Genomic DNA, 26,996 nt, shown 5'->3' with positions numbered 1-26,996 from the left:
TCTTCCGCCTGGCCCCTGACTTGAGTTTGAGGTGCAGTGGCTGATTTTCGGCTGCTAAGGCGATGCGGTCAGGCGCTCTCGTACGACCATGCCTGGCCGCTCTGCCGGTATTGCTCCACGGGAATGAGGGCTTCCTCGACCCTCATGCGCGAGGTATACAGCAGACCGTCAAGGTGGTCGATCTCATGGTGGATGAGGCGGGCGAGGCCGTGTTCGTACACGGTGGTCACGCGCTCGCCAGTTAGGGCGGTGCTCTCGACGGTGATTTCCAGGGGGCGGGGGACGAAGCCGCGGACGTCGAAGAAGCTCAGGCAGCCCTCGTACTGCTCGTCGCTCGCCTCCGCGTGGGCTGTGATCCGTGGGTTGAGCAGGATGATCGCGGGGGCATCGCCGGGTGGCTGGACGACGGCGGCGGCGCGGCCGATGCCGATCTGGGGGGCCGCGATGCCCATGCCCTTGGCGAAGGGGTGGACCTGGCTGATGCGGTTGAGGGCGGCGAAAAGTTCGTCCACGATGCGCTCGGCCTCGTCCTGCTCGGTGGGCAGGTCGAAGGGGCGGGCCGGGGTGGTGAGGATGGCGGCGCCCTCCTGGACGACGTCGAGGTCTCGCATCTGCTGGCTGGGCCGAACGCTCGTCAACTGAACTCTCCCTGTTCCGTCTTGTGTTCGGGTCGTGCCCGGAACCGCCACTCCAAACGGTACCGAGCGTGCAGTGCGGGTGTGGTCGTGATCCACGTGAAAGCCCGCTGTTCGCCGTCGTCACGGCGGACGGGTGGGGTACGGAGTGGGGAGGCTTCGGCGGTCATGGAGGTCTCAGTGCCCCAGACCACCGGGTCAAGAGCGGCGGGGAAAGCGAGCTGGACTTCGAGTTGTTCGGTGGGCAGGCGGACAGCACGCTGGAACCAGTTGCCCCATTTGTCATCGCTCACGGTGTAGGCGTACTCGATCCAGACGGATTCGCCGGGGTAGAGAGGGAAGCGGCCGTGTTCGTTGTCGAACAGCAGCCAGATCTCCTTGAAGGCGTCGCGGTCGTGCTTGGCCTGCCAGCGCATTGGCTCGCCCCGGCAGGTGGCGGTGAGGTCGAGTTCGTCCCAGGTGAGCGGGTGGGCGCGGTAGTGGGCGTTGGACTGTTCCGGGTCGCCGGGGTAGCGGTCGACCGAGATGCGGATCAGGTAGCGGGTGACCGGTTCCGTTCCGGTGTTCCGGAGCCGTCGTCGCATCGTGAGCCGGTAGGCGCGGCCGTCGTAGCGGAGGTGCGCGGCGTCGTGTTCGACGACGAGGGCGGAGCCTGCGGCGTACGGCTGCTCGGGCATTCGCGGTGCCGGCGGGGCTGCGGGTGGGCGCCGTGCCCGGGTCTCTCTGGCCTTCGCCTGTTCGTAGTCGAGCCAGCGGCGCCAGATTGCCTTCCCCGAGTTCATGACCTCGTCGGCGAGCCGGGCGAACTCCGCGCTGGGCTTGTGGCGACCGGATTCCACGTGGCTGACGTAGGACGGGTCGAAGCCCATGGCCTGCGCTAACGCCCGCTTGGACATGCCACGCACTTCCCGCCACCGCGCCACCTCGGCCGCGAAGTCCTCGGCAGCCTGCTCGGCGGTGATCTCCTCGCCCTGAGTGTCCATCGAATCCTCGCCCCGTGTCATTTTTGGTGAGCATGAATGAACCGTGAGTGATCTCAGTTCATCATCCCGTCACCGCCCGCGTCGCGGCTTTCCTTCCCTCAGCGGCCCGGATCGATCCCCGGGCGGATGACGGAGGCGACGCATCATGCGCGTGCTGTACCTGCTGAACATCTCTAACCCCGACCGGCTGTCCTCGGACTCCGGCTGGATCTTCGCCGACCTCCTTGCCCCGGCGCTGGCGGACGCCGGAGCCGAGGTGACGGTCGCCGCGCCGGCACCGGCCGGGGACGACCGGTGCGGCTTCCGGCAGACGAAGCTGCCCGGAACGAAGTACCGCGCCCGCTTCTCGGCGGACATCGACGAGCTGGTGGCACTCATCCAGACTGAGAAGCCGGACGTGGTGGTGGCCAACCAGATCGAGGAGGCCCCCGCGATCCGTACGGCCCTGCTGGAAGCGGGCTCCGGCGCGCTCCTGGCCGGGTACTGCCACTATCTGCCGTACTCCTTCGACGACGGCGGGCGGCTCCTGGTCGACCCATCCCTCGACGATGGCGGGCTCGGGCGGCCGGTGCTGCTGGCGTTCGCCGCCGGCCTGGCTGTCTGCGACCGGGTGATGGTGCACTCCTCCACGGCCGCCTCCTGGGTCTCGGCCGCAGCTGAACGGATGACCGTGGATCTGGGCGACAGGCTGCGGGTGGTTCCGGCCCCACGCGACGAACGCCTGGTCCGCGCGCCCGTCACCACCCCGAGCGGCGACGGAGCCGAGCCGATTGGGGTCTACAACCACAGGCTGTACGCGCACTACGGCACCCAACAGTTCGTGGACCTGGCCCGTGACCTCGTGTCTTCCGGATCCGTGCGGCTTCGGGTGATGGACCTGTTCGGGCAGCGCAGTGCCGCTCGGACAGGGCTGAACGACAGCCCGGAGCGGATGCGGGAGAAACTTGCCGCGCTGCCTCATGTGCAGATCGTCTCGGACCGGGGTGACCGCGTCCGCTATCGGGATCTGCTGGCCGGGGCGCGCTTCGGTATCGCCCCGTTCCGGCCCGGCTGCCCGTGGTCGATGAGCGTGATCGACTGCCAGGGCATGGGCCTGCCTGTGATCTCGCCGCGACTGGGCTGGCTCGCCGAGCACATTGACCCCGAACTGTGCTTCACCACCACGTCCGAGGCGGTCGCCCTGGCCGAGCGGCTGGCCTCCGACGACACGTTCCACGCCCTGCATGCCAAGCGCGCCCACGCCTCCACGGCCGACTTCACCCCCGAACTGGTCGCCGCCCGCTACCTGGAGGCGATCTCGTGACCGGGTTCGACGCCGTCTTCCTCTCGTACGACGAACCGATGGCCGACTCTCTCCACTCCCGCCTCCAGCGGACCCTCGGGGGCGCTGTGAAGCGCCTGCACGGAGTACACGGCATGCGCCGGGCCTACCGACTGTGCGCCGAGGCCGTCGACCGTGAGCAGTTCTTCCTCGCGGACGGCGACTTTGCCATCGACACCGACTTCGCCCCGGCCGCTGTGGAGCCCCTGGACGAGGATGTCTCCATGCGCGTGTGGCGCGCGGTCAACCCCGTCAACGGACTGACCTACGGCTACGGCGGGCTCAAGCTCATCCGCCGCAGTGCTCTGCGCGAGATGGGCGAGGCGGTGGACGTCCTCGCCGCACTGCCCGGACGCGTCGAGTTCGCCGAACAGGCCGCCGGTGTCACCCGCTTCAACCAGAACCCCTTCCACTCCTGGAAGGCGGGCTTTCGGGAGTGCGCGATGCTCACCCGCGGCAGTGAGTACGGCATGGCCGACGGAGACGCCCGCTGGCGGGTGGAAGCTTGGAGTCGCAGCAGCGACGAGGAGTTCGCCGCCTTCGCCGCAGCAGGGGCTCGGGAGGGCGTCGCCTTTGCTAACGAGGCCGCCCGTCAACCGGACCAGTTCGAGCGACTGAACGATCCGGCGTGGTTGCGGCAAAGGTTCACTGAGGTCCACGGGGATCAGGCGGTATCCGGGTGACCAGATCACTCGCCCTGATCGAGCCGTACGCCGACCGGTTGGGTGGGCACCATCAGCGCACTCTGGTGGCGCTTGCCCAGGCACGACCCGGCAGCCTAGTCGTCGCCCTGAACGGAATCGCATCCGATGTGGTGGCCGCGCTCCGGGAGACGGAAGCGCGAACGGCGACCGCGCCCGTGGGGCGTGTCTCCGCCGGATTCTTCGCCGCATCACGCCTCCTCGCTGGTGTTTCGACGGTCGTCCGGCGGGTCTTTCGCTCTCGTCGATGGCCGGACCGGCTGCGGCGGCTGCCACACCAGATCACCCTCATCGCCCGCTGCCTGGCCGAAGCCTCGGCGCTGCGGACCGCCCGTCGGCTTCAGCCCATCGCCGACGCGGTCGTGATCCTCACCGCCAGCGATGCGCTGCACGGGGCAGCAGCCCTTCTGGGCGGTCAACCGCATCTCCGGTTCGTCCACGAGGCCGTCACGACCGAAGACTCCTTCGTACGGCTCATCGGCCGGCTGGCCCGCCGGGGCGAGCGCCGAGTGATCGCCGTGTACCCGACCGAGTCGGTCGGCGACCAGTTCGCCGAGGACTTCCCCGACCTGTCGGCCGTGGTCCGAGCCTTCGCGGTCGACGATGGTCTCCGTCTGACCGACTCCGAACGTGAAAGTGGCCGGTCGGCCCTCGGGATCCCGGTCACCGATGCCGTGGTCTGCCTCGTCGGCGGCTGGTGGCCGTACAAGGACCTCGATGTCATCGACGCCGGCCTGGCCCGGCTGGAGGAACCGCTACACCTCGTGGTCACGGGCGATCCGCTGGACGAGTCGGTACTCGCACGCTGGCGAAACCTGGCCTTCCTCCACCTGCACGTGATGCCCGGACCCGTCCCGGAGTGCGCGCTACGGCTGGTCTACGGGGCGGCCGACGCCGCCCTCGTCGCCCGGCGCCCCGGAGTCGGCAAGGAGTCCGGCCTGGTGATGGACACCGCCCGGCTCGGCGTCCCACTGATCGTCTCCGATCACGACCCCACGCTCACCAGCCATCTCCAGGGCCGGCCGTGGGCCCTGACATTCTCCCCAGGCGACCCGGATGGCCTCGCCCACGCTCTGCACAGCGTCATCCGCCAACCGCCTGAGCGACCCGGCCCTGAGGCTCCTGGCCTTCTGGGGATGCCGACCGCCGCAGACCAGGCCGACTTCCTCACTCGGATGTTCGCCTCCCTCATGACCACGGAGTCCCGATGCTGAGCACACCCCCGGCTCTGATCGCCGTCGTCGGGCCCGTCGAGCCCTCTCTGTTCGAAGCATGGGTCCACCACTACCGGAAGCTCGGCATCGAGCGATTCTTGATCGCTTTCCATTTCCCCGAGCATGTTCCCCACGCCCAGCAGCACCAGCTCCAGGCGGCCTGCCGGGAGCTGGGCATCGTTCCCACCGGTACCTCGACCGGCCCTTGGCACGAGCACACGAACACACAGCTCCGCGACGCCCTGCGGCACCACGCCGGACGCGGCTGGCACCTGCTCGCTGACGCCGACGAATTCCAGCAGTACGCCGCACCTCTCCCCGAAGTGATCAACCAGGCCGAACACTCCGGACACCGGGCCGTGGGCGGGCTGATGCTCGACCGCGTCACTGCGACCGGGCATCTGACCGGCTGGCGCACCGAAGACGGGCTGGATCACGCGTATCCCCTCGGCGGTCATCTCACCCACCGGCTCCTGCACGGGGACCCCCGCAAGATCGCACTGGCCCGCCACGACATCCCCGTCTCCTCCGGCAACCACCGATCCCCCGGACACAGACCGGACCCGGACCGCCTCTGCGCCGTTCACCACTTCAAGTGGCGCTCCGGCGTCCTGGACGACCTCCGCCGCAGGGTCCAGCACTTCTCGACGGGCACCTGGCAGGAACAGACCCCGGCCGTACGCGACGAAGCCGTTCGTCTCCTGTCACACGTTCGCCAGCACAGCGGCTCGATCGACATCGGCGATCCGCAGTTCGCGTTCCGGCGGGTGAGCCTGGACCGGATGCCGGACGGCTGGGCCGCCGAGGCCCGCGACATCGTCACCGCCTGGCGGCCGCATGCCGGCTCCCTCCAGGATCGGGGAGAATGACCGCGCTCGTGCACGCCCGTCGCGGAAGGGATGTCTCCGTGCCCCTCGCCGTTCTCCTGGTCGGCCTCACCGGCTCCGGCAAGACCACCGTCGCCCAAGCCCTCACCCGCCACGGCTACGTCCGGCTGTCCGTGGACGAGGAGGTCCACCGCCTCCACGGCCGGTACGGCGTGGACTACCCCGAGCACACCTACTTCGAGCGCGAGCGACCCGCCGTCGAGACCATCCGGGAACGGTTCACCAAGGAACTCCAGGCTGGGAACGACGTCGTCCTCGACCACGGGCTGTGGCGCCGCACGGACCGGGACGCCTGGCGGGAGGCCGCCCGTGAAGGAGGCGGCCATCCTGTGGTCGTCTACCTCCCCGTCGGCCGCGACGAACTGCTGCGGCGCCTGGCCGAACGCAACCAGCGTGAGGACGCCAACGCCCTCACCGTCACCCCCGAAGCCCTTGACGACTTCTTCGCCCGCTTCGACACCCCGGCCGAGGACGAGGAAGTCATCGTCCACACCGGAGACCAGAACGCATTCCTGGCAGCGCTGGCCGCAGCTCGGCACACTCAGCGCTGAGTGCCTCTGCTCGCCCCACGCGTCACATGGTGTGGCGTCACCAGAGGCTGGGGCACGGAGAGGCTGGGCTCGCTGCCATGGGTGCTTCGGAGGCGAGCTGCGGTCGCCCGCTTGTTCGGCAGGGAAGCGATACGCCACACCAGCACCTGAGCCGGTGAATCCGCACTGCAGAGTTCGCGCTCAGCGGCGGCTTCGCTCAGGAGGTGACCGGCCTTGTGGCCAGCGGTCTCGGCACGGGCGAGAGCGGTGGTGAGAGCGGGCCAGGCCGGATCCGCCAGAACCCTTTCCGCCTCGTTGGGAAGGACGCGACGCACGATGGCCTCGAACCGGGTGATGGTCCGCGAACGTGGGGCTCGGCGAGAGAGGTCTGCCAGTACCGGCTCGCTTGCTTGCTGGTAACCCGCCCGCAGGTGACTGAGGGCTTGCCGGGCTGCGGCAGCCTGTTGCTGGTGGCCCCGATGCTTGTGCCATTTGACGGCGGCGAGAGCCAGGTGCAGGGCGGCGAAGAGGAGGGCTACGGCGATCCCGCCCGGCGCGTGTGAGGCATAGGCCAGCTCCCTGACCGCCTCGCGCAGTGAGGCGGCGGCCTGATGGTCGGCACGGACAGCGGAGCGTCGGGCGCGATTGAACGCCTTCGCCGCCTCATACAGCTCGGCTTGGTGCGGACCGTGGCTCACGAGGGCCAGGTTGTGCAAGGTGTCGCCGAACGCGTCGAGGTGGGCTTGGGCCACGGCGTCGTCACCGGATTCGACACTTGTACGGGCGCGGCGGAGTGCGCTTTCGACGCGACGCCACGGTTCGGTCGGGTCCGCGAGGTGGTGGGGCCGATCATCGATCTTCTGGTCGGCGAGCCGTTCGCGTAGGCGGCTGAGGGAAAGATCGGGCGCCAGCTTGGAGCCTCCGTACCAGACGGGCTCGCTCTGGCCGTTCGTATCGCCGGGTGCGGCCAGGCTGTAGCCGGTCACTTCGCCGGTCTCCGGGCCGATGCGGGGCCTGACCTGGATGCCGATCGATCGTAGGACGGTGAAGTACTCGTCCACGCTCCGGACGCCGGCCGCGACCAGATACGCCCGCTCGCGCAGCCACTCCCGCGAGGTGACCGTCCGGCCCTGGCGCTCGGCCTTCGCCCGCTCAGCACCGGTCGGTGTCTGCGGTGCGGTGAGGTCGCCCGGCTTCAGGCGGCGTAGCCCGAACTCGGCTTCGATCTTGCGGCACTCCTGCTGGGCCCGCCAGCCGTCTCGATGGGTGCGGGGGCGGCGGCCATCCGCACGGACAGTGGTGGCCATGATGTGGATGTGGTCGTCCGCGTGGCGCACCGGGCATGCCCTCGCGTCTTCCTGAGGGGCGATACCCGTGGCGGCGACGACACGGCGGGCGACTTCGGCCCATTCGTCGTCGGTGAGGTAGCGATCACCGGGCGCTGTGCGGACCGGGCAGTGCCATACGTGTTGTGGCGGTGTCACTCCGCCCAGCTCGCGGGTGCGCAGATCGACATGGTGGTCGAGCCGTGTGGCGAGCTGGGTATAGGTGGCCTCGCGGTCACGGCCCGGGTCGGGGGCGCCGGCCATGTCCCAGGCGGCGACGATGTGCGGGTCTGTGTGCTCGTCGCGGCGCCCTCTGCCGAAGACGTACCTGATCAGGCCGAGGGTGCTGGAGCCGGTGGAGACATCAGGCACCATCGGCGACGCCCGTGGTGACGAATTCGTCCAGCAGCTGATAGCTCCGCTGAACTGCCCGGTCCACTCCGTCCAGTACGGCATGAGTGTGCTCGGGGACGGTTCCCCGGTGGATGGCTCCGGTGATCTGGTTGAGGTTGTTGCCGATCTTGTTCAGTGCCGTGATCTGCTTCTCAACGGCCGCCACCAACGGGCGTACGGGATCGTCCTCAGGACTGCCGAGCATGTGCTTCCGTCCGAGGGCTGTTGCCAGTGCGGCATCACCGACGAAGCCGGCGAATCGCTGACCGCGCCGTTCGGCCTCAGCACTGATGATCCGTACTGCGGTCGGTGTGAAACGGATGTTCCTGACCTGGTCGCGGGTCTCGACGGTGCGTCTCCGGTTCATCAGAGCGGGCAGCACGGGGGCGCCGGACTCACGCCAGGAAGGCTGCTCAGGGTGCGACGGATCTTCGACGGAAGCGGACCCGACGTCATCTCCGACCTCTCCCAGTTCGGGCGCCCGCTGGCGCACGGCCCCTTCCTCCGCCACCCCTGGGGCGGGGGCAAGCGCGGACGAAGCCTCGTTAGAGGCTCGTTCGCTCCAGCTTGCTGCTGTTCGTGGGCCCGGCCTGAGCGGATTCGTGCGGCGGCGGGACGGGGCGCGGTCGGCGGGTCGGTCGGGCACGGTAGTGCTCCAAGGGTTCTTGGGTGGAGGGTTCGTCACGTCCGTCGCATCCGTCCCATGGCTGGTCGGAGCAGGTACGGACACGGGCGCGGGTACGGACGGATCCGTATCGGCGTGGGCATCCGTCCCGGCGCTGACCTGCGCCGGGACGGATGCGACGGACTGCGACTGACTCAGGGTGGGTCGGTCAGCGTGCGCGTGGGAGACCGGTGGCACCGCCGGGCGGGGCTACCGGCAGCGTTCCGGACGGAGGAGCGGGCGGCTTGCCCCGGACCACGCGCGCCGGTGCGTCCTCGTGCCGAGGAGGGTGAGTCGCTGGGGTGGAGTCGGGGCAGTAGCGGGCCCAGGCGTCGAGGAACTGGTTACGGACGTACGCCTTGGCCTGCTTGCCGTCCTCGAAACGGTGGTTGGCGGGGCTGATGGCGAAGTCCCTCAGCAAGTTGGCCAGATGGTAGGCGTTCAGCCCCTTGGTTCCGTACTCGGCCCACGGGGCCTCGGCGTCCTGGAGGAGCGCGGCGAGCAGATCGTGGGTCCGCAGGGTCTCCGGATCGCCCGCCTGGGCGAACACGCTTCGGATGTCACGCAGAAGACGCGTCTTCAAGGTCGTCTGCTCGTCCTGGGCCACCTCGTTGCGGGCCATCGCCGAACACGCCGCACGGGCGCTGGCGGGCCAGTGGCCGCCGGCCAGATCCGCCACGATGACCAGAGGCTCCCAGGTGTCCGCGGCACGGTCCTCCACCGGCATCATGGGCACCAAGCCCGCAGCGGTACCCCGCAGGGGAATCAGCCACGCGGCCAGTCGGTCACGCAGCGCGTTCAGCTCGGGTACCGAGTACCGCGACCGGAACGGGACGATGCGCTCACCCGGCTTCCGCTTCTGCATACGGATCACGACCGCCCGGTCCATGATCGTGTCCGGCAGGTCGCCGATCCCGGCCAGGGCCGCCATGGCGAACGTGGGAAAGGCCGTCGGCTTGTGCTCCGGCCCGGAGATCCGCCAGGCGGGACGGTTGCGCTGGTGGCCGGCGTTCAGCAGGCCGCGCAGATCCTCCTTCTCACCTGCCTTCGGGCCGAAGATGGTGTCGGCCTCGTCCACCAGCAGCGTGGGAGGGTTCTTGCCGATCACACGGAACACCACCGCCGGCGAGGTGTTCACGGTCATCATCGGCTGGTGCACCGTCTCGTGAAGCACGTCCAGGAGGCGCGACTTGCCGCACCCCTTGGTCGGCCCGACCACGGCCAGCCGGGGCGCGTGCTGAAGGGCGGGCTGGATGTGCGAGGCCGCCACCCAGAGGGTGACTGCCGTCAACGCCTCTTGGCTCGGCAGCACCACGTACCGGCCGATCGCCGCCCGCAGCTCGTCCAGTAGCGCGGCCCCGTCGTCGGCGGCTCCGAGGGGACCACTGCCGTGGTCCGCGCTTCCCGACTGGTCCGGGACCACGGTCCCGGACTGAGTGGTCCCGGCCAAGAGACCGCCTATCTCGGAGGAAGGGCGGGGACCACGGTCCCCGGGATTGATCCGCACGTTGCGGACCTGCGGACCAGGGCCGGCGTCGTGGTCCGCAGGAGACGGTCCGCCGGTCCCCATCTGGTCCGCTGGCTGTGGTCCGGTCCGCACGCCGTTGACCTGCGGGTTCTCTGTCCCTTCGGATGTCTGGTCCGCAGTCGGTCGTGCGGTCCGCTCCTCGCCGCCGGCTTGGTCCGCATGCCTGCTCTTCTGCGGACCAAGGGAGTCGTGCGCTTGGTCCGCGGTCCGCGCGTCGGTGGGCCCTGCGCTGGTCCGGTCCGCGCGGTGCTTGGGGAGGCCCTGTCCGGGGACCGCAGCTACAGGCCAGACAACCTTGGGTGGTGTGCTCGTAGTGTCGGTGGACGGGTCGGCCATAGGCGTTCCTCTCAGGTGAAGGGGTAGAGCGGGGCAGAGGGCTCTGTTCCTTCACCGACTCGTTCGTTCAGGTGGGGGCGGTCAGCCGAAGGGTCCTCATGGCCCTGGTTTCAGGGCGCGAGGTCGGCAACGCTTCCGAGCGTCAGGCCGTCAGGTCGAAGGCGGACTGGGCGGCGAGCCACTCGTCCACCTCCGCCCAGCGGTATCGCAGGTGACGGCCCACCTTGTGGACCTTCGGGCCCATGCCCCGGTACTTCCACTGGTACAGCGTCTTGACCGGTACCCCCAGATAGGCCGCGATATCCGCGGGTGTCGCGAGGCGGCCACGTTCGACGGGAGTGTGGCGGTGGGACGAGTTCTTGGACAGAGGGGTTTCCTTTTCAGTTTCGAGGCAGGGGTATTCGACGCAATGGCGCTATGAGCGTGCCGTTGTGCGGAGTTCTAGCACCCTCCCGGTGAGGCTGGGCGGGTGGAGTTCAATAACAGTAAGTGTGGATCCCCGGTTGGCGAAATAGTTGGCCCGGTCGAGAGGGAGGAGCCACCCCGTGGACGGCCGCAGCGGACGCCCCGCCCGTGGGCTACAGGCTGTTTGAGCAGGCCGAGACACGTGGTCATCCGAGCGGTCCGGGCTGGTCCGGGTGTGCTCTAGGGTTCCTCCCGAGGGCCCTGGTTGATCGCAGCTGAGAAGCGAAGGCCCCTGGCGATCCGAATGTCTGCGGCTATGCGGAGCGCAAGGGCAGTGGCAGAAGCCATTAACAGTTTGTAGAGCTAAACCTTGCGCTGGGTGGCCAGTTCGAGTTACAGCTATCTGTCATGGCTACCAACTCATCTGAGGCTCCATCGAAAGCGATCCATTCTGTTCTTCCTGAAGGGGCCCGGATTCGAACTCCTCCCACGACGACAGGTCGCGCGGTGGGTGTGTTCTTCATCGGCCGGAGCGAGGGCTGATGGCCCGCGTCTGGATCGAGGACCGCATCGGGCACGCCGCGTACACCCATGCGGTCGCGCGGGCCAAGCAGGCCGGCCGGACCCCTCCTGGCCGCTACCGCGTGCGCTGGTACGACCCCGACGGCAAACCGAAGATGAAGACGGTGGCCCGGAAGGTCGACGCCGAGAACGAGCGGAGGAAGGTGGAAGCCCGCCTCTCGGACGGCTCGTATCGCGACCCCGCCGCCGCGCGGGTGAAGTTCGCTGAGGTGGCGGACTCCTGGCTGGCGGCCCAGATCCATCTCAAGCGGTCAACCCGCAACCGATACAGAGGCGTTCTGGACGTGCATGTGATCCCTCGGTGGGGGACCACACCGCTCGACCGCATCCGCTTCGAGGACGTGGCCGAATGGCTGTCGGCCATGCTGTCGGGCGAGGCGACCGGCGGCAGGAAGCTCAGCGCTCGCTCGGTGCGCAAGGCGTACGTCATCCTCAGCCAGGTCCTCGGCTTCGCGGTGAAGTCCCGCCGTCTGGCGTTCAACCCGGCGGTCGGAGTGCCCCTGCCCAAACCCGCACCGGCTGATCACGTCTACCTCGACGACATGCAGACCGAGTCGCTGGCCGACGCGGCCGGCGAGTACCGGGTATTCATCCTGCTGCTGGCCTACACCGGTCTGCGCTGGGGCGAGGCATCGGCGCTGAAGGTGGGGCGGGTCGACCTCGACGCCTGCCGGGCGCACATCGTCGAGGCGTACGTCGAGGACAACGGCAAGCTGTACCTCGACACGCCCAAGAACCACGAGCGCCGTTCTGTCCCGATTCCCCGCTTCCTCGCCGAGGAGCTGAAGCCCCACGTCGACGGGCGGGATGAGGCCGATCTGCTGTTCACCGCCCTACAGCGCGGACCGCTGCGGGCCCGGAACTTCCGACAGCGGTTCTTCGCCCCGGCCGTCGCCAAGGCTGGCCTCGGCCACCTCAAGCTCACGCCGCACAAGCTCCGTCACACGGCGGCTTCCCTCGCCATCGCCAGCGGCGCGGATGTCAACGTCGTCCAGACCATGCTCGGCCACAAGTCGGCGACGCTGACCCTGGACACGTACGGTCACCTCTTCCCGGACCGGCTGGACGAGGTGTCGAAGAAGATGCACAAGCGCCGGGCCAAGCAGTTGGCCAAGGCGAAGGCCAGGCTGGAGAAGGCGGAGGCGAGGGCGCGTGAGGCAGCCGAGACGGTGGCCTCTCTGGAGGGCGTCGTCGCGTGATGTGTGCCTGATGCGTGCGAGTGCGCGCTGGGTGCTGCTCCACCGGACAGGCGGACCGGCACCCGGCGTCAGGGCATCGCTCAGCTGCTTCGCGGGCTCTGGTTCCTGTACGGGCGCATGAAGGCTTCCATCGCCTCGGCGGAGTCGCGCATCGCCAGCCGGCTGATCTCCTCGGGGACCTCACGGTCGTCGTAGACGAACAGTCGGCCGTCCACGAGGTGGGTCTTCGGATGCCAGCCGAGGCGGCGGCCGGCCTCGCGGGCGGCACGCCGTACGTCTTTGAGGTCGCCCATCTCTTCGAGATCACCGCTGCCCAGGGTCAGCTGCCCGTGGTAGCCCTGGTAGCGGGGCTTCAGTGAGGCCGCCATCAGGCTCTCCAGGCGATCGACCAGATTGTCGTGGCGGCGCTTGGCCAGTTCGTCTTTCGCGGGCATCGGGCACAGCCCCCCACAGCAGGAGCACACGCGGATGTGTGCTGAATGTGTGCCGCACGCCGGAGGCCCTGTCGCCCTAGTGGACGACAGGGCCTCTGACCTGCTGCTTTAGCGTGCCCCCGGCAGGATTCGAACCTGCGACACCCGCTTTAGGAGAGCGGTGCTCTATCCCCTGAGCTACGAAGGCGCTGCGGCGGTGCGGCCGAGGACGGCCGTGCCACCGCCGTCAGTGTAGCGGGTGGGTTGACCCCGGCAGGCGCCTCGTGCGAGGAGGGGCGTTCGCCTCGGTCGGGCGGTGCGACCGGCTGAGGGGGAGCCCCCGAGACGAACCCCTGCCCCGCTCCCGCGTTCGTCACCAAACGGGGCGCAGCGGGGGGATCGAGTCCCCGGCCAGGGCCCGGACGACGGCCGCGAGCTCGGTCCGCGGGAGCTGGAGGCCGGCGTCCCGGAGTCGGTCGGCCAGCTGCGCTTCGAGCTCGTGCAGGATCCTGCCGGCTACGACCAGGTGGTCCAGCGCCTTCGGCGTCAGGACGACGAGCTTGCGTCGGCCGCCGGCGGGGTGCGGTTGACGTGCGACGTAACCCCGTTCCTCCAGGTCGTCGATGATCTGGCCGGCGGCCTGCTTGGTGACTCCGAGGTGCTCGCCCAGTTCGCTGCTGGTGGCGCCCGAGCCGCGGAGGGCCTGGAACACCAGGCCGTGGACGGGCCGGAGGTCGTCGTACCCGGCGGTGTCGAGGCGGCTCACGAACTCGGAGAGGACCAGTTGGAAGGCCATCCCGAGCAGGAAGGTGAGTTCGGTGCGCTCAAGCGGGTCACGGGTCTCCATCGGCCCATCTTGACACACCTAATAAAGTGACTTTACTCGTCGTGAGTAAAGGAGATTTACATGACAGGTTCCGTGTACGTGGTCAGTGAGAGTCGACAGCGGACGACCGTCACGCCCGCCGGTTCGATGTTCGGCCTCGCCGGCCCCAGTCAGGGCGGCTCCGAGCTGAGCACCTGGCGGGTGGCGCTCGACGCGGATGCGTCCACCCCCGTGCACGCCATCGACCGCGAGCAGGTGTGGATGCCGCTGTCGGGGCGGTTCGAGGTCGAGGCGGAAGGTGGTGTCGAGCGGGCCGGGGTCGGGCAGGCGCTGGTTCTGCCCGCCGGTGCGGTGCGGAAGGTGACGGCAGTGGGGGGCGCCGCGGAGGCCCTGGTCGCGATGGTCGCCGGGGGCAGGGCCGTGGTGCCGGGCCGTGATGACGGGATTCCGCTTCCCTGGGCCGAGTGACACCGTGCCGAGGGGCGTCCCCGTCCGTGAAGGGCGCGTACGGCACGAACGGTGAAGGGGCCTGTTCCGCACACCGTGCGGAACAGGCCCCTTGGTTGAGCGCTGGGCAGGCCTTGCACCTGCATTTCCCCACAGGAAGTGGGGCGTCTTTCCTTGGACGACCAACGCACGTCCAGCTACCGGGAGTTCCGGTGACCGGCTCAAGATCAAGCATAGACCATTCCGGAGGTGCTCGACACCAACGTGCGGACGGCGGGCGCCGGATGGGTCGCTGGAGCTGGTGGGGCCGCCCGAGCCGGGGATGCGGCTCGGGCGGCGGCCGGACGCCGGGTCAGCTCACTTCAGGTACACCAAGCCGTCCGTGGTGACCGCGGGGCGCCCCTTCGTGCCCTTCACCACGATCTTCACCGTGTGCGGGGCGCTGGACGACCACGACCGGGTCCAGAGGGCGTCGCGGTACTTGGTGCTGGACGACTTGAGGTCGACCGTCTTGGCGAGGCGTCCGTCCACGTACACGTCCAGCTGACCGGAGGTGGCCGCGCGGGAGACCACCAGGGCCGCCGAGCGACCGGTGAACGTCCAGGTCAGGGAGGCGTTCTTGGCGGACGAGGCGAGCGACTTGCCGCCCAGGTAACTGCTGGACGACTTGCTGGACCAGGCTCCGCTCTTCTTCGCGGAGGACTCCTGGAGGATCACCGCAGTGCCCGAGACGCTGGCCGCGGCGGTGTTGCCGGCCCGGTCGTACGCGGTCATGGACCACTTCGCCGTCTTGCCGGACTGCGCGGTGTGTCCCGCACTGGTCGTCGTCGGGCCGTACGTCTTGGCCGTCGGGGCGGTCAGCCGCACCTCCTTGAGGGCCGCCTTGTCGGTGGCCTTCCAGGACAGGGTCAGCGGAACGGCGGCGGTGTTCACGGTGCCGCCGCGCAACGTCAGCGCCGGCTTGGTGGAGAAGGAGGGCGCCGCGGTGTCGACCACGATCGTCGCCGTCGCGGACGTGGTCGTCCGACCGGAGATGTGGGTCGCCCGGACCTGCACCGTGCGGGTGCCGGGGGCGAGCGTCGCCTTCGCCGAGGTCGCGGTGGCGGCAGTGGTGGCGACCACCTTGCCGTCGACCAGCAGCTCGTACCGTCGCACGAAGGACGACGGGGTCGACGCCGACCAGCCGACCGTCACCGCGCCCTTCGCGTAGTACGTCGAACCGGACAGCCCCGCGCCGGTGACCGACTTGACGGTCAGTCCGCTCACGGCGCCGCCGGCGTAGCTGCGGACCGTGGGCAACTGTGCGTACAGCTGACCGCCGGGGCACACCGTGTTGAAGCCGTCGCGGTGACCCGAGACGCGCGGGAAGGCGTACGACTGTCCGGAGGTGAACTTGGTGCCCCGGTGGTTGCCGCCGTTCGCCCCGGCCTTGAGCTTGACGGTGCCGGTCGGGTCGGCCTTGTACTGGCCCAACTTCCACGCGGCGATCCGGGCGACGGAGGCGACCGCCGCGCTGGGGGCCGCCTGCTTGTCCCAGTCGCCGATCACCGCGATGCCCGCGGACTCACGGTTGAAGCCGAAGGTGTGCGCGCCGAGGACGGGCAGGTCGACGCCACCCTTGCGGCCCTCGAAGACGGTGCCGCACCGGTCGACCGCGAAGTTGTAGCCGAGGTCCTTCCACCCCACGGTCCGCACGTGGTACGTGTGCAGGCCCCGCATGATCTTCGGGGAGTCCGTGCAGGCGTACGTGCTGGTCTGCGCCGTGTGGTGGACGAAGACGGCCTTCACGTCCGGGTTGTACTCCGGGCCCTCCGTGCTGAGGCCCTCGTCGGCGCCCCATGCGCCCCGCGAGGTGATCGGCGGCTTCGGCGCGCTGGACGGCGGGGCCGGGGGAGTGGACGGGGCGCTGCTCGACGGGGGCGAGGAGGGCGGCTGTGCGACGGGGGCGGAACTGCTGGGCGCGGAGGGGGTGGTGGGGGGTGTGGTGCCCGGGGTCGCGCCGGGTGTCGAGGTGCCGGGAGCGGGCTCCTCGGACGGAGCGGCGGGCGTCGAGGGGGCGGGCGCCTCGCTGGTGGCGGGCGGCTGGCCCGGCTGCTCGGTGGGGGTGGGTGCGGGGTTCTGGGGGACCGTCGTGACGGAGGAGCCCTCGGGGGCCGGGGTGCTCGGGTCCGCGCCGGGCACCTGTCCGAGGTCCTCCCCGGTCAGCCCGAGGTCCTCCCCGGTCAGGGCGAAGGCGGCGGGTTCGATGTCGGTCGCGATCGAGGCCGAACCGTTCCCGGCCGCCCGGGTGGTCGTGGACTTGCCCTCGCCCGGGCCCTCACCCGGGTCGATCATGTCGAGGCGCAGCCCTTCGGGCAGCCCGGTGCGGGTGGTGCCGCCCGCGGTCATCCGCACCTCGACACCGTTGGACGCGCCCACCCAGCGGGGTTCGCTCGCGCCGCGCAGCCCGACCCGGGCACCGGCCTCGTTGCGGGCCTCCGCCTCGGTGTCGACGTCGACCCAAGGCGTCCACTCGCCGCTCGCCGCGGACCGGGTGCGCACCTCGATCGTGCCGTTCAGCCGGGCGTCGGGGTCGGTCCAGGTGATGCCGAGCATGCTGAACGGATCGGTGTCGCGCCGTCCCAGGGCGGCCGTGCGCCCGTCCGCCGCGCGCTTCAGCTCGGCCTGGTGCACCTCGGTCGTGACCGGTCCCGCCGCGGTGTCCGCACCGTCGCCCTTGCCGGTCGTGGAGTCGTCGCCCAGGCCCTGGACCGTCAGCACTCCGGCGACGGTCGCGGTGGCCACGGCTGCGGCGATCCACAGGGTGCGTTGCGGTTTCAAATCGTTCCCCCGGTGAGGAAGGCGCCCGGCCCGATGAGCGGCGGAGGGCGGAATCCAGCGGACGGCACGTGTGTGCGGCTGCCCATGACGTGTCACGCACTCGGGCTGCGCGGACGCGACGGGAGGCGATCGGTCCGAACCGTCGAACGTCGTGCCCACGGGGTGCGCTCCGACGGATTCGCTCCGCTGCCCGTTCCGTCGCACGTGTGAAGATCACGTACCCGGGTGCGCACAAATGTTCTCAGATGCTTGGAGGGGCCACGTAATAGGGGTCCTGCGGGGACGGTGGGCGTGCGCCGGCGTGCGGGGTTCCGTCCGCCTCCGTCCGCCTCCGGCGGGCGTTCAGGAGCGGGTCACGCGCACCGTGTAGTCGCCGGACGAGTCCACTCCGCCGACCGCCACCCGCACGCCCGACTCCGCGTCCTCGAAGGTCTCTCCGGACGCGAAGGTCGCGTCCGACAACTCGGCGTGCACATTGGGGCGCCGGGTGCAGCCCCCGCTGTCCCGCGTCGCGTCGTGCACCGTCACCGGGCCCCGTCCGGTGTCGACCTCCGCGTCGACCCGGTAGACCAGGGCGCCCGCCTTGCACACCGCCTCGTCGTTGCCCTCGCTCGTGCGCACCTCCACGGCGATGCCCGACGCGCCGTCGAGCGGGACGAACACCAGCTTCGGCCCGCCCTTGCGGGCCAGCGGCGACAGCGTGTACTCGATGGTGCCCCGACCGGTGACGCAGCGGACCTGCTCGTCGTCCAGCCAGCCCAGCTTCCACTTGTGCCACCCGAGGAAGTCGTTGTTGGCGCCCCAGTCCTCGCTCATGATGTCCCAGTGCCCGACGGCCCCGCCGCCCTCCTGGGTGTACAGGTCGGGCAGGCCGAAGACGTGCCCGTTCTCGTGCGGCAGCACCCGGTAGCCGGTCTCCTCGTACGAACCCGAACCGTCGTCCTGGCGGCTGTACACGAAGGACGCGTTCGAGATCGGCACCCCGTCCGCGACGGGGGCCTCGTGGTTGCCGGCGAAGGTCACCGACAGCACCGTCTCCAGCGCCGGCGGCCCCGCGTTCGGGGTGGCGAGCACGTTCACCAGGTCGTACGCGGCGAAGTCCACCTCGGGATCCGCCGCCGTCACGATGTCGTCGACGAGTTGCCGGTAGCCGGGCTCGAAGGGGGCGCCGCGCTCTATCGTGTACTCGGCGAACGGCCTCGGCATCCGCAGCCAGTCCTTCAGCGGCGCTTCGGCGCGGTAGTCCAGGCGCCCGTACGAACCGGTGGCGAACCACTTCTGGGTCTGCGGGAAGAACTCCGCGAGTCGTTCCGCGGCCGTGCCCTCGCCCGGTGCGTCCGGGAAGTCGACCATCAGGTTCAGGGCCCGCACCGTCCCCGTCGAGCGGGCGTATCCGGGCGGGGTGGGCACGCCTTCGGACAACTGGACGTCGAGCGTGGCGCTGATCATGCAGGGGCCGATCATCGCGTTCCGTGCGGACTGGGAGGTCGGTCCGGCGGCGGTCGTCGAGCCCTGGGTGAACCGTCCGGTACTGGCCGAGGTGGTGACCGCGAGGGTGAGCGCGGTCATCGAGGCGAGGACCGCCGCGCGGCGCGGCCTGCGTATCCGACGGCTGGACGGCTGCATACCTGGGCCTTCCCCTGCGCGGCAGCCGCCCGATATGGCTGCGCCCTCTGCCCACCCTGTGCCGGGGCGCCCGCCCGCGCGCGCTGAGCGGGACCGATCGTGGGTTTCTCCGTGGGTCGGGTGTGACGGCGGGTGCGCGGGGGCATTGCGGTCGATCGCCCGGCAGCACTCCCCGTGGGCGTGTGGTGCAGGTCACAGGGGGTCGGGAAATATGTGGGGACGCACTCCCCGTTTGAGCTAGTGTTCCGATGAAGCGGGGAGTACTTCCCCACTTCGGTCGGGACGAGTACCTGACGGACACCCACAGTGGTCCGGCTCCGGTTCGACGACGACCCGCGGGCCACCACTCCCGGAACCGTCCCTCGGGGCTCCGTCACCACCGCACCACCAGCACTACACCGCACCACCAGCACCACCGTCAGTACCGCACCAGCACCGCACCCGTCCGCCGAAAGTGTGAGGAGTACGCCGTGGCAACCACGACCAGCGCGCCCCGTCCTACGCCCCGCCCGCGCGCCGACGCGTTGCGCAACCGCGAGCGGATCGTCGTCGCAGCCCGGGAGATGTTCGTCGAGGACGGCCCCCAGGTACGCATCGACGAGATCGCCCGCCGTGCGGGAGTCGGCAACGCCACGGTGTACCGACACTTCCCCGACCGCCGGGCCCTGGTGCACGGGGTCGTGTGCCACGTCTTCCAGAACATCTCGCACCTCGCGGAAGCCGCGCTCGCCGACGACCGCGACCCGTTCGCCGCCCTGTGCACCTTCGTCCACGAGTCGGTGGACGTCCGCACCAGCGCCCTGTGCCCCATGCTCGCCGACGACTTCGACGCCGACCACCCGACCCTGGTCGAAACCCGCAACCGCATCGAGAAGCTCGTCGACGCGCTCCTCGAACGCGCCAAGGCGAGCGGTCAACTCCGCCCCGACATCGCGGTCACCGACCTCCTGCTCGCCGTCGGTCAGCTCACCCGCCCGCTTCCCGGCCGCGACGCCGCCAGCAGCCGGAGCTTCGCCCAGCGCCAGCTCCAGGTGTTCCTCGACGGGCTGATGGCCCCGGCCCGCTCCGAACTTCCCGGTACCCCCATCACCTTGGAGGAACTCCGCACCCAGCCCTGCACGGTCAGCACGACGCGATCGACGGAGCGGTAGCCCGGCACCGCGGCACTCCGCCGCACCCGCACCGCCCCACGGCCGGCCCGGGTGACCCGGAGCGATCAGGACGACGCCTGACGACCTGACTCCCGCCGCGCCCGCCCGCACCACCGTCCGACCGTTCCGCCGTCCGCTGATCGCGCCCCTCCGTGCGCTCCCGCACGGCCCCTGCACACGCCGACTCCTCGCCCTTCTCCGCACGAAGTTCCTAGGTGGGTACCTCCATGTCGAAAACCGCCCCGTCACAGCCCGAGACAGATCCGGGCCGACCGACCGCCGATCCGTTGCGCTGGAAAGCCCTGGTCTTCATCGCCCTGGCCCAGCTCATGGTCGTGCTCGACGCGACCATCGTGAACATCGCCCTGCCGTCCGCCCAGACCGACCTGGGCATATCCGACGGCAACCGCCAGTGGGTCATCACCGCCTACGCGCTCGCCTTCGGTGGCCTCCTGCTCTTCGGCGGTCGCATCGCCGACCTGTGGGGCCGCAAGAACACGTTCATCACCGGACTCGTCGGATTCGCCCTCGCGTCCGCCCTGGGCGGCGCCGCGCAGAACGAGGCGATGCTGCTCGCCTCCCGCGCGCTCCAGGGCGTCTTCGGCGCGCTGCTCGCGCCCGCCGCGCTGTCGCTGCTGGCCGTGATGTTCACCGACGGCCGCGAGCGCGCCAAGGCGTTCGGCATCTACGGTGCCATCGCCGGTGGCGGTGGAGCCGTGGGCCTGATCCTCGGCGGCGTCCTCACCGAGTACCTCGACTGGCGCTGGACCTTCTACGTCAACATCCCCTTCGCCGCGGTCGCCGCGGTGGGCGCCTACCTCGTCATCCACGAACGCGCCGACGCCCGCAACCGCGCCCCGCTCGACATCCCCGGCGTGGTGCTGTCCACGCTCGGCCTGGTCGCGCTGGTGTACGGCTTCACGCGCGCCGAGTCCGAAGGCTGGTCGGACACGGTCACCATCGTGATGTTCGTGGCCTCCGTGGTGCTGCTCGCCGCCTTCGTCGTCGTCGAGTCCAAGGTGAAGGCGCCGCTGCTGCCGCTGCGCGTCCTGACCGAGCGCAACCGCGCCGGCGTGTACCTGTCGCTCGGCCTCGCCGTGATCGCGATGTTCGGCCTGTTCCTGTTCCTGACCTACTACCTCCAGATCGTCAAGGGGTACTCCCCGGTCAGCACCGGCTTCGCGTTCATGCCGATGATCGTCGGCATGATCGCCGGCTCCACGCAGATCGGTGCACGACTGATGACCCGGGTGCCGGCCCGGACCCTGATGGGCCCCGGCTTCCTGGTCGCGGCGGTCGGCATGCTGCTGCTCACCCAGTTGGAGATCGACTCCTCGTACGCGGCCCTGCTGCTGCCCGCGATGCTGCTGCTCGGCCTCGGCATGGGCACCTCGTTCATGCCGGCCATGTCGCTGTCGACGTACGGCATCGAGCCCCGGGACGCCGGCGTCGCCTCCGCGATGGTCAACACCTCGCAGCAGGTCGGCGGCGCGGTCGGCACGGCGCTGCTCAACACGGTCGCCGCGTCCGCGACGACCGCCTACGTCAAGGACCACATGGGCTCGGCGAACTCCCCGTCGGCACAGAAGCTCGTGGAACTGCGGGGCATGGTCGAGGGCTACACCAGCGCGATCTGGTTCGCCGTGGGCATCCTCGTCGTCTCCGCGGTCATCGCCCTGACGATGATCAACGCGGGGCTGCCCGACGCGGACGGCCCGGACGCGGACTCCGCGAAGGGTGACGCGGGGGACGAGCTGAAGGTGCCGGTCATCGCCCACTGAGTCCGGTGCGGAGGGCCCGGGTGCGGGGCAGGGACCATCTCGGTCCCCTGGTCCCTGCACCCGGGCCCTCGCGCGTGCGGGCCCGGGGTGCATGGGCCCGGGGCGCGCAGGTGTATGGAGCGTCCAGGTGTACGGGGCGTGCGGACGGGCGAGGGTCCGCCCGGGTGCGGACGTACGGGCACGCCGCGCGGATGGGCGTGTCACGTGCGCGGGCGTGGCACGCGGATGGGTGGGGCGTGCGGACGGGGGTGGCGCGCGGGTCAGCGCAGCCAGGGCAGGTCCGCCCCGGCGTCCTTCGGCTGGAGTCCCTCGGCGACGATCTCCATGATCTCGCCGAGGGACTGCTGCTGACCGGGCGTGAGCCGGTCGAACAGGGCCTGGCGCACGGCTTCGACATGGCCCGGCGCGGTGCGCCGCAACACGTCGTACCCCTGGTCGGTCAGGACCGCGAACTGGCCCCGCCGGTCCGACGGACAGTCCTCCCGGGTGACCCAACCGCTCTTCTCCAGCCGGGCGACCGCATGGGACAACCGCGACCGGGTGATCTTCGCGGCCCGCGCCATCTCCGTCATGCGCAGCCGCCGCCGCGGCGCCTCGGCGAGTTGGACCAGGAAGCCGTAGTACAGGTGGGGCATGCCCGCGTCACGCTGGAGCTGCCGGTCGAGGTGATCGTCCAGCAGGGTCGTCGCACTCAGGTACGCCTGCCACACCCGCTGCTCCTCGCTGCTCAGCCAACGGGGCTCGGCGGTCCGCGAGGGCTCGGCCGGCCGCGCGGGCTCGGCGTCCTGCGACGTGTGCCCGGCGCGTGACGCCCGTCCGGGGCGTGACGCGTGCCCGGAGTGCGCCGGGTGCGCGGTCGGTATGGGCTCCGCCGGCTGCACGGGCCGGGCGGGGCGCCGGGGCGGGGCGGCGGAGGCGGTAGGGGGCTGGTCCGGGACCGCCGCGGTGGACGCGGACCGCGTGGACGGAGTGGACCGCGTGGACGGGGTGGACGGAGTGGGTGGCGGTGAGGGTGCCGTCGTCATGTTTCCCACTGTACGAGCTCCTTCTTGAACGTTAAACAAAATGGGCGTAGCCTCGGCCGGAGGGAAGAACTTGAGACTTCAAGCATCCTGGGACTTCACACATCCCGCTGGCCTGGCGTCGAGCCGCTAAGGACCCACGCGAGTCACCACCCGCCCACCCCGGAGCCGTCACCATGACCCCCATCACAGCCCACCCGGCCCACCCGGAGCCCGACAGCACGCACCGCATGCCCGCGCTCTACCTCAGCCACGGCGCGCCCCCGCTCGCCGACGACTCCGTCTGGCCCGGACAACTCGCCGCCTGGTCCGCCGACCTGCCGCGTCCCCGCGCGATCCTGATGGTGTCCGCCCACTGGGAAGAGGCCCCGCTCGCCCTCGGTGCGGTCGAGCGCACCCCCCTCGTCCATGACTTCTGGGGCTTCCCCGAGCGCTACTACGCCGTGCGCTACGACGCGCCCGGCGCACCGGAGCTCGCGGAATCGGTCCGCCGACTGCTGCGCGCCCCCGGGGTACCGGTGCAGGACATCCCGGACCGAGGTCTCGACCACGGCGCCTACGTGCCGCTGGTCGAGATGTACCCGGACGCCGACGTCCCGGTGCTCCAGATCTCCCTGCCGACCCTCGACCCGCGCAAGCTGATGGACGTCGGGCGCAAGCTCGCACCGCTGCGCGACGAAGGGGTGCTCATCGTCGGGAGCGGCTTCTTCACCCACAACCTCGCGGCGCTGCGACACGCGGGCGGGGTGCCGGACTGGTCCGTCGAGTTCGACGACTGGGGGCACCGCGCCCTCGACTCCGGTGACGTCGACGGACTGCTCGACTTCACCGTCAAGTCGCCCGCCGGCGCCCTGGCCCACCCCCGTACAGAACACTTCGCCCCCCTCTTCGTCACGATGGGCGCCGCCGACGCGGCCGGGGACCTGGACGTGCAGCGGAGCGTGATCGACGGCTTCTGGATGGGACTCGCCAAACGATCGGTGCAGTTCGGTTGAGACGGCTCGACCGCGGGTCCGCTAGAAGACCGGCTCGTTGAGGTCGATCGCCCGTCGCGCCGCGGCCAGGGCGAGCGGATCGCCCACGTCGATCGCGGTGTCGACGAACTTGATGGTGTGGTCGTCGCCGTGCGCCGCGGCCCGCGCGAACAACTCCGCCGCCGTCGCCGCGCTCCCGGATACGGGGTGCGGGTCCGCGGATTCGGGGTTGTAGGCGGCGGTCACCGCCGCGCTCGCCGCCCATGCCGTGGCGAGCGACACGGGCCACCATGCCCGGGGGAGCGCGGGCAAGGTCCGCAGTACGGCGTTCGGCGCGGTCGCCGCGTGCACCAGCATCACCGGTGCCCCGTGTCCGTGCGTGGCGTACCGGTGCACGGCGGCGGCGACGAGCTCGGTCAGCGCGGTGCGGGCCTCGTCCGGGTCGGTGGTGGCGGTGGCCGACCATGCGGGGAACGCGGTCAGCCGGGCCAGCCGGTCCTCGATGCCGCCGTCCTGTCGGGTGACCCGCGGCACGGCGTCCAGTGCGGCCGAGGCCGTCTGGACGGTTCGGCCCGTCGCGAGGGCGGGCAGCGGCCGGTGCCGGGCGGCCCAGTAACCGAGCCCGTGGGCCAACTCCACGAGCCGTGGACCCGTCGCCGCTGCCGTCGTGGCGCGCGGTCCGGTAGCCGAAGGGGTGGGAGGTGCGCCCGTCTCGTCCGCGAGCAGGGTGCGGACGGCGTGCCCCACCCGGATCGCGGGATGCGTCGCGCCACCCGCGATGCCGGGAAGCAGCCGCGGCCACCACTCGGCGAGTACCGCCCGCCAGGGTCGCTCCGCGCACTCCCGCACGAAGAAGTCCGTCCAGTCGGTGATCCGGCGCGGGTCGCCCAGGGCCTGTGACCAGTTGTCACCCGTCACCCGTGCGTACGGGGCGGGCATGTCCTCCAACCTGTCGCGGTACGCGTCCAACCAGCGGTGCACGACCTCCGCCTGACCGCCCCTGACCAGTGCCTCGACTGCCATGGGTGCGTGGTTGCTCAGCCAGCCCGACCGCTCCGGCCCCGATGCGTGAAGCCGTTCCAGCGCCTCGTCGAGCGTGCCGGTGCGGTCGGGTGCGGAATCGACGGGCGGTTCGCCGCCGAGGGGTGCGGTGGTGCTGTTGACCGTGGTGCTCTCCGGGGTGCCGGGTCCGTGGCGGAGTGGGGTCATGCCCGGCACCGTAGAACAGACGGTCGCCGACCGTAACGGGCTGGAGTCGTAGGTCCGGGGCACGAGGGGGGAACGGGCCAACGGGCCAACGGGTGGAGGGGGTGACGGGCGGGCCGGCGGCGGAAGGCTGCCCCCGGCCGGCGCACACCGAGGGGACGGGGAACGGGGACGCCTGAGCGCTGAGGCGGCGGTGACGGGGCGGGGTGCGCCGTTGTCGAGAGCGGCTGAACGGCGTGCCGGCCGTGAGGCGAAACGGGTGGCCGGGGCGTGGGTCCGGGGCGCGTGGCGCCGCTGGGGTGGCGATCGACCGATCGGTGGGTCGAACGGCGACGAGGCAACTAATTCGTGACCCGGTTCGTCTTGACGGACGGGAGGTCGGGAAGCGGACCGCACCTCCCGGGACGCGGTCGACCCGACGAACGTGAGGCAGGTCTCACCAGGCGCCCCAGGATTCCCTGACGGCACAGTGAGCCCGCCCCGTCACCGTCCTGACCTGCGTATCCGTGGGAAGCGCGCTCTGTCATGCCCTTGTGGCGCCGCAGGATACTGCATGATCAGAGAAATCGACGAGCGCCATGGGAATTCTGTCCGGATTCCAGTCGTTGTTTCCTTCGGAAGCTGGGCACCCGCCAGGGTGAGCAGATGCACACGTAAGGACCTCTGAACCACTCGCTAGCAAGGGAGCACGCATGGCAACCCGTGCCGTCGCCCGTCGTCAGTCCGCCACCCGCGGGACCGACGCGGCAAGCAGTGTTCGCGCGGGAGGCGGCGAGATCGCCGATCGCGACCTGGTCGGCATGTACCTCGACGAGATCGCACGCACGCCCCTGCTGGACGCGGCCAAGGAAGTGGAGCTGTCGCAGACGATCGAGGCCGGGGTGTACGCCCAGCAGATCATCGACGGCGAGATCGACAGCGACACCACGAAGAAGGAGGACGGCCCCTCCCAGGAGGAGCTGGAAGCCCTGGTCGCCGCCGGTGAGCGGGCCAAGGACGTCTTCATCCGGTCCAACCTCCGCCTGGTCGTCGCCGTTGCCCGCCGGTACCCGCGCAGTGGCCTGCCCCTCCTCGACCTGATCCAGGAGGGCAACGCGGGTCTCGTCCGCGCGGTCGAGAAGTTCGACTACCGCAAGGGCTTCAAGTTCTCCACGTACGCGACCTGGTGGATCCGCCAGGCCATCACCCGCTCGATAGCCGACCAGTCCCGCACGATCCGGCTGCCCGTCCACCTCGTGGAGGAACTGGGCCGCATCCGTCGGGTCCAGCGCGAGTTCAACCGCGAGAAGGGCCGGGACCCCGAGCCGCAGGAGATCGCCGAGGAACTGGACTCCAACCCCGCACGCGTCGTGGACGTCCTCGACTGGGCCCGCGACCCGGTTTCGCTGAACATGGCCGTCGACGACGAGGGCGAGACCCAGTTCGGTGACCTCCTGGAGGACACGTCCGCCGTCTCCCCGGAGCAGTCGGTGCTCACGCTGCTGCGCAGCGAAGAGCTCGACGACCTCATCGGCCGCCTCGACCAGCGCACCGCCTCCATCATCAAGATGCGGTACGGCATCGACGACGGTCGGGAGCGCACCCTCACCGAGGTCGGCAAGGAACACGGCCTCACCCGTGAGCGCATCCGCCAGATCGAGAAGCACGCCCTCCTCGAACTGAAGCGGCTGGCCCGCGACACGGGCTTCGACGCCGCGGCCTGACCGGCCCGGGCCCGGTTGGGCCGGATGGGGCCGGCCTTCCCGAGGGGCCGCCCAGACAGGCCCCCGGGCCGGGCGGCCGCGTCGGTCGACAGGGAGCGAGCGCCCCCGGCGGGGCGGACGCCCCACTCGTGGCGACGGTGATCCGGCCCTTCCGGCCGGGAGCACGCAGCCCCGCCCGGTGGCACACTGGAAGAGGTTGCCGCACCACCTTCCAGGACGGACGTGCCCGCACCGCGAGGACGTGCGAGCCGCCTTTCGGGGTACGGGAACCGGAGCGACCAGCGATTTGGGCAGGAATCGCGCCCCCGCCGCTCACGAAAGCCA

23 protein-coding genes and 1 tRNA gene are annotated in these 26,996 nt (G+C 70.4%); 11 read left to right on the top strand and 13 right to left on the bottom strand.

Annotation, left to right across the window (positions count from 1 at the left end; genetic code table 11):
• Window positions 1-68 precede the first annotated feature (68 nt).
• Window positions 69-638: a peptide deformylase gene (locus ACFYOU_RS03530; protein ID WP_391303218.1), complete on the bottom strand. Its 570-nt coding sequence runs from the start codon at window positions 636-638 to the stop codon at window positions 69-71.
• Window positions 635-1,618: a helix-turn-helix domain-containing protein gene (locus ACFYOU_RS03525; RefSeq protein WP_391303216.1), complete on the bottom strand. Its 984-nt coding sequence runs from the start codon at window positions 1,616-1,618 to the stop codon at window positions 635-637. Before ACFYOU_RS03525 ends, ACFYOU_RS03530 begins: the two co-directional genes overlap by 4 nt.
• Window positions 1,619-1,763: 145 nt before the next feature.
• Between ACFYOU_RS03525 and ACFYOU_RS03520 the strand changes: the two genes are divergently transcribed.
• The 5 genes from ACFYOU_RS03520 to ACFYOU_RS03500 are packed head-to-tail and all read left to right on the top strand — an operon-like array spanning window position 1,764 to window position 6,292.
• The gene (locus ACFYOU_RS03520) at window positions 1,764-2,921 is read left to right on the top strand and encodes a glycosyltransferase family 1 protein (protein ID WP_391303214.1); all 1,158 of its coding nucleotides are present in this window, start codon (window positions 1,764-1,766) and stop codon (window positions 2,919-2,921) included.
• Entirely contained in the window at window positions 2,918-3,622 is a 705-nt protein-coding gene (locus ACFYOU_RS03515; RefSeq protein WP_391303212.1) for a hypothetical protein, read from the top strand. The genes ACFYOU_RS03520 and ACFYOU_RS03515 overlap by 4 nt, the downstream gene beginning before the upstream one ends.
• Window positions 3,619-4,854 carry a hypothetical protein gene (locus ACFYOU_RS03510; protein WP_391303210.1) on the top strand — a complete coding sequence of 412 codons (1,236 nt, stop codon included), beginning with the start codon at window positions 3,619-3,621 and terminating at the stop codon, window positions 4,852-4,854. The genes ACFYOU_RS03515 and ACFYOU_RS03510 overlap by 4 nt, the downstream gene beginning before the upstream one ends.
• Window positions 4,848-5,723, top strand: coding sequence for a glycosyltransferase family 2 protein (locus ACFYOU_RS03505; protein ID WP_391303208.1), 876 nt, complete (start codon window positions 4,848-4,850; stop codon window positions 5,721-5,723). Before ACFYOU_RS03510 ends, ACFYOU_RS03505 begins: the two co-directional genes overlap by 7 nt.
• A 38-nt stretch (window positions 5,724-5,761) precedes the next feature.
• A complete protein-coding gene (locus tag ACFYOU_RS03500) occupies window positions 5,762-6,292 on the top strand; it encodes an AAA family ATPase (RefSeq protein WP_391303207.1) in 531 nt (176 codons plus the stop codon).
• Here the strand turns inward: ACFYOU_RS03500 and ACFYOU_RS03495 are convergent.
• The 4 genes from ACFYOU_RS03495 to ACFYOU_RS03480 form a co-directional block, all read right to left on the bottom strand.
• Complete coding sequence (locus ACFYOU_RS03495; RefSeq protein ID WP_391303205.1) at window positions 6,283-7,971, bottom strand: relaxase/mobilization nuclease domain-containing protein; 1,689 nt, start codon at window positions 7,969-7,971, stop codon at window positions 6,283-6,285. The genes ACFYOU_RS03500 and ACFYOU_RS03495 overlap by 10 nt on opposite strands.
• Complete coding sequence (locus ACFYOU_RS03490) at window positions 7,961-8,482, bottom strand: hypothetical protein (protein ID WP_391303203.1); 522 nt, start codon at window positions 8,480-8,482, stop codon at window positions 7,961-7,963. Before ACFYOU_RS03490 ends, ACFYOU_RS03495 begins: the two co-directional genes overlap by 11 nt.
• 340 nt (window positions 8,483-8,822) lie before the next feature.
• On the bottom strand, window positions 8,823-10,076 hold the full coding sequence (locus ACFYOU_RS03485; RefSeq protein WP_391303777.1) for a DUF3631 domain-containing protein: 1,254 nt from the start codon (window positions 10,074-10,076) through the stop codon (window positions 8,823-8,825).
• Window positions 10,077-10,659: 583 nt separating this feature from the next.
• On the bottom strand, window positions 10,660-10,884 hold the full coding sequence (locus ACFYOU_RS03480) for a helix-turn-helix domain-containing protein (protein ID WP_391303776.1): 225 nt from the start codon (window positions 10,882-10,884) through the stop codon (window positions 10,660-10,662).
• Window positions 10,885-11,464: 580 nt separating this feature from the next.
• Between ACFYOU_RS03480 and ACFYOU_RS03475 the strand changes: the two genes are divergently transcribed.
• Window positions 11,465-12,703: a tyrosine-type recombinase/integrase gene (locus ACFYOU_RS03475; protein WP_391303201.1), complete on the top strand. Its 1,239-nt coding sequence runs from the start codon at window positions 11,465-11,467 to the stop codon at window positions 12,701-12,703.
• A gap of 80 nt (window positions 12,704-12,783) precedes the next feature.
• On the opposite strand, the gene ACFYOU_RS03470 is transcribed toward ACFYOU_RS03475, so the two are convergent.
• The 3 genes from ACFYOU_RS03470 to ACFYOU_RS03460 form a co-directional block, all read right to left on the bottom strand.
• On the bottom strand, window positions 12,784-13,071 hold the full coding sequence (locus ACFYOU_RS03470) for a hypothetical protein (protein WP_391303199.1): 288 nt from the start codon (window positions 13,069-13,071) through the stop codon (window positions 12,784-12,786).
• 180 nt (window positions 13,072-13,251) lie between these two features.
• A tRNA-Arg gene (locus ACFYOU_RS03465) sits at window positions 13,252-13,324 on the bottom strand.
• Between the two features lie 165 nt (window positions 13,325-13,489).
• The gene (locus ACFYOU_RS03460) at window positions 13,490-13,963 is read right to left on the bottom strand and encodes a MarR family transcriptional regulator (protein WP_391303197.1); all 474 of its coding nucleotides are present in this window, start codon (window positions 13,961-13,963) and stop codon (window positions 13,490-13,492) included.
• A 60-nt stretch (window positions 13,964-14,023) separates the two neighbouring features.
• Here ACFYOU_RS03460 and ACFYOU_RS03455 point away from each other — a divergent pair, with 60 nt between their 5' ends.
• Window positions 14,024-14,410 (top strand): cupin domain-containing protein, encoded by a 387-nt coding sequence (locus ACFYOU_RS03455; protein ID WP_391303195.1) that lies wholly within the window; start codon window positions 14,024-14,026, stop codon window positions 14,408-14,410.
• 336 nt (window positions 14,411-14,746) lie between these two features.
• Here ACFYOU_RS03455 and ACFYOU_RS03450 read toward each other — a convergent pair whose 3' ends face one another.
• Together ACFYOU_RS03450 and ACFYOU_RS03445 are read right to left on the bottom strand one after the other, a co-directional pair.
• Window positions 14,747-17,209, bottom strand: a complete 2,463-nt coding sequence (locus tag ACFYOU_RS03450; RefSeq protein WP_391303193.1) for an N-acetylmuramoyl-L-alanine amidase — start codon at window positions 17,207-17,209, stop codon at window positions 14,747-14,749.
• A 342-nt stretch (window positions 17,210-17,551) separates the two neighbouring features.
• Complete coding sequence (locus tag ACFYOU_RS03445; RefSeq protein ID WP_391303191.1) at window positions 17,552-18,835, bottom strand: M6 family metalloprotease domain-containing protein; 1,284 nt, start codon at window positions 18,833-18,835, stop codon at window positions 17,552-17,554.
• 470 nt (window positions 18,836-19,305) lie between these two features.
• Here ACFYOU_RS03445 and ACFYOU_RS03440 point away from each other — a divergent pair, with 470 nt between their 5' ends.
• Together ACFYOU_RS03440 and ACFYOU_RS03435 are read left to right on the top strand one after the other, a co-directional pair.
• A complete protein-coding gene (locus ACFYOU_RS03440; RefSeq protein ID WP_389772012.1) occupies window positions 19,306-19,986 on the top strand; it encodes a TetR/AcrR family transcriptional regulator in 681 nt (226 codons plus the stop codon).
• 227 nt (window positions 19,987-20,213) lie between these two features.
• Window positions 20,214-21,767, top strand: coding sequence for an MFS transporter (locus ACFYOU_RS03435; RefSeq protein WP_389772014.1), 1,554 nt, complete (start codon window positions 20,214-20,216; stop codon window positions 21,765-21,767).
• Window positions 21,768-22,027: 260 nt separating this feature from the next.
• On the opposite strand, the gene ACFYOU_RS03430 is transcribed toward ACFYOU_RS03435, so the two are convergent.
• The gene (locus ACFYOU_RS03430; protein WP_391303775.1) at window positions 22,028-22,498 is read right to left on the bottom strand and encodes a MarR family transcriptional regulator; all 471 of its coding nucleotides are present in this window, start codon (window positions 22,496-22,498) and stop codon (window positions 22,028-22,030) included.
• 467 nt (window positions 22,499-22,965) lie between these two features.
• On the opposite strand from ACFYOU_RS03430, the gene ACFYOU_RS03425 reads away from it, so the two are divergent.
• Window positions 22,966-23,784 (top strand): dioxygenase, encoded by an 819-nt coding sequence (locus ACFYOU_RS03425; RefSeq protein ID WP_391303188.1) that lies wholly within the window; start codon window positions 22,966-22,968, stop codon window positions 23,782-23,784.
• 21 nt (window positions 23,785-23,805) lie between these two features.
• Here ACFYOU_RS03425 and ACFYOU_RS03420 read toward each other — a convergent pair whose 3' ends face one another.
• Window positions 23,806-24,972, bottom strand: a complete 1,167-nt coding sequence (locus ACFYOU_RS03420; RefSeq protein WP_391303186.1) for a questin oxidase family protein — start codon at window positions 24,970-24,972, stop codon at window positions 23,806-23,808.
• Between the two features lie 689 nt (window positions 24,973-25,661).
• Here ACFYOU_RS03420 and ACFYOU_RS03415 point away from each other — a divergent pair.
• Entirely contained in the window at window positions 25,662-26,672 is a 1,011-nt protein-coding gene (locus ACFYOU_RS03415; RefSeq protein WP_389772022.1) for an RNA polymerase sigma factor RpoD/SigA, read from the top strand.
• Window positions 26,673-26,996 lie beyond the last annotated feature (324 nt).

It is taken from the genome of Streptomyces sp. NPDC005955, assembly GCF_042871255.1.
Classification (GTDB): domain Bacteria; phylum Actinomycetota; class Actinomycetes; order Streptomycetales; family Streptomycetaceae; genus Streptomyces.
This window is presented reverse-complemented; position numbering and strand designations above follow the sequence as displayed.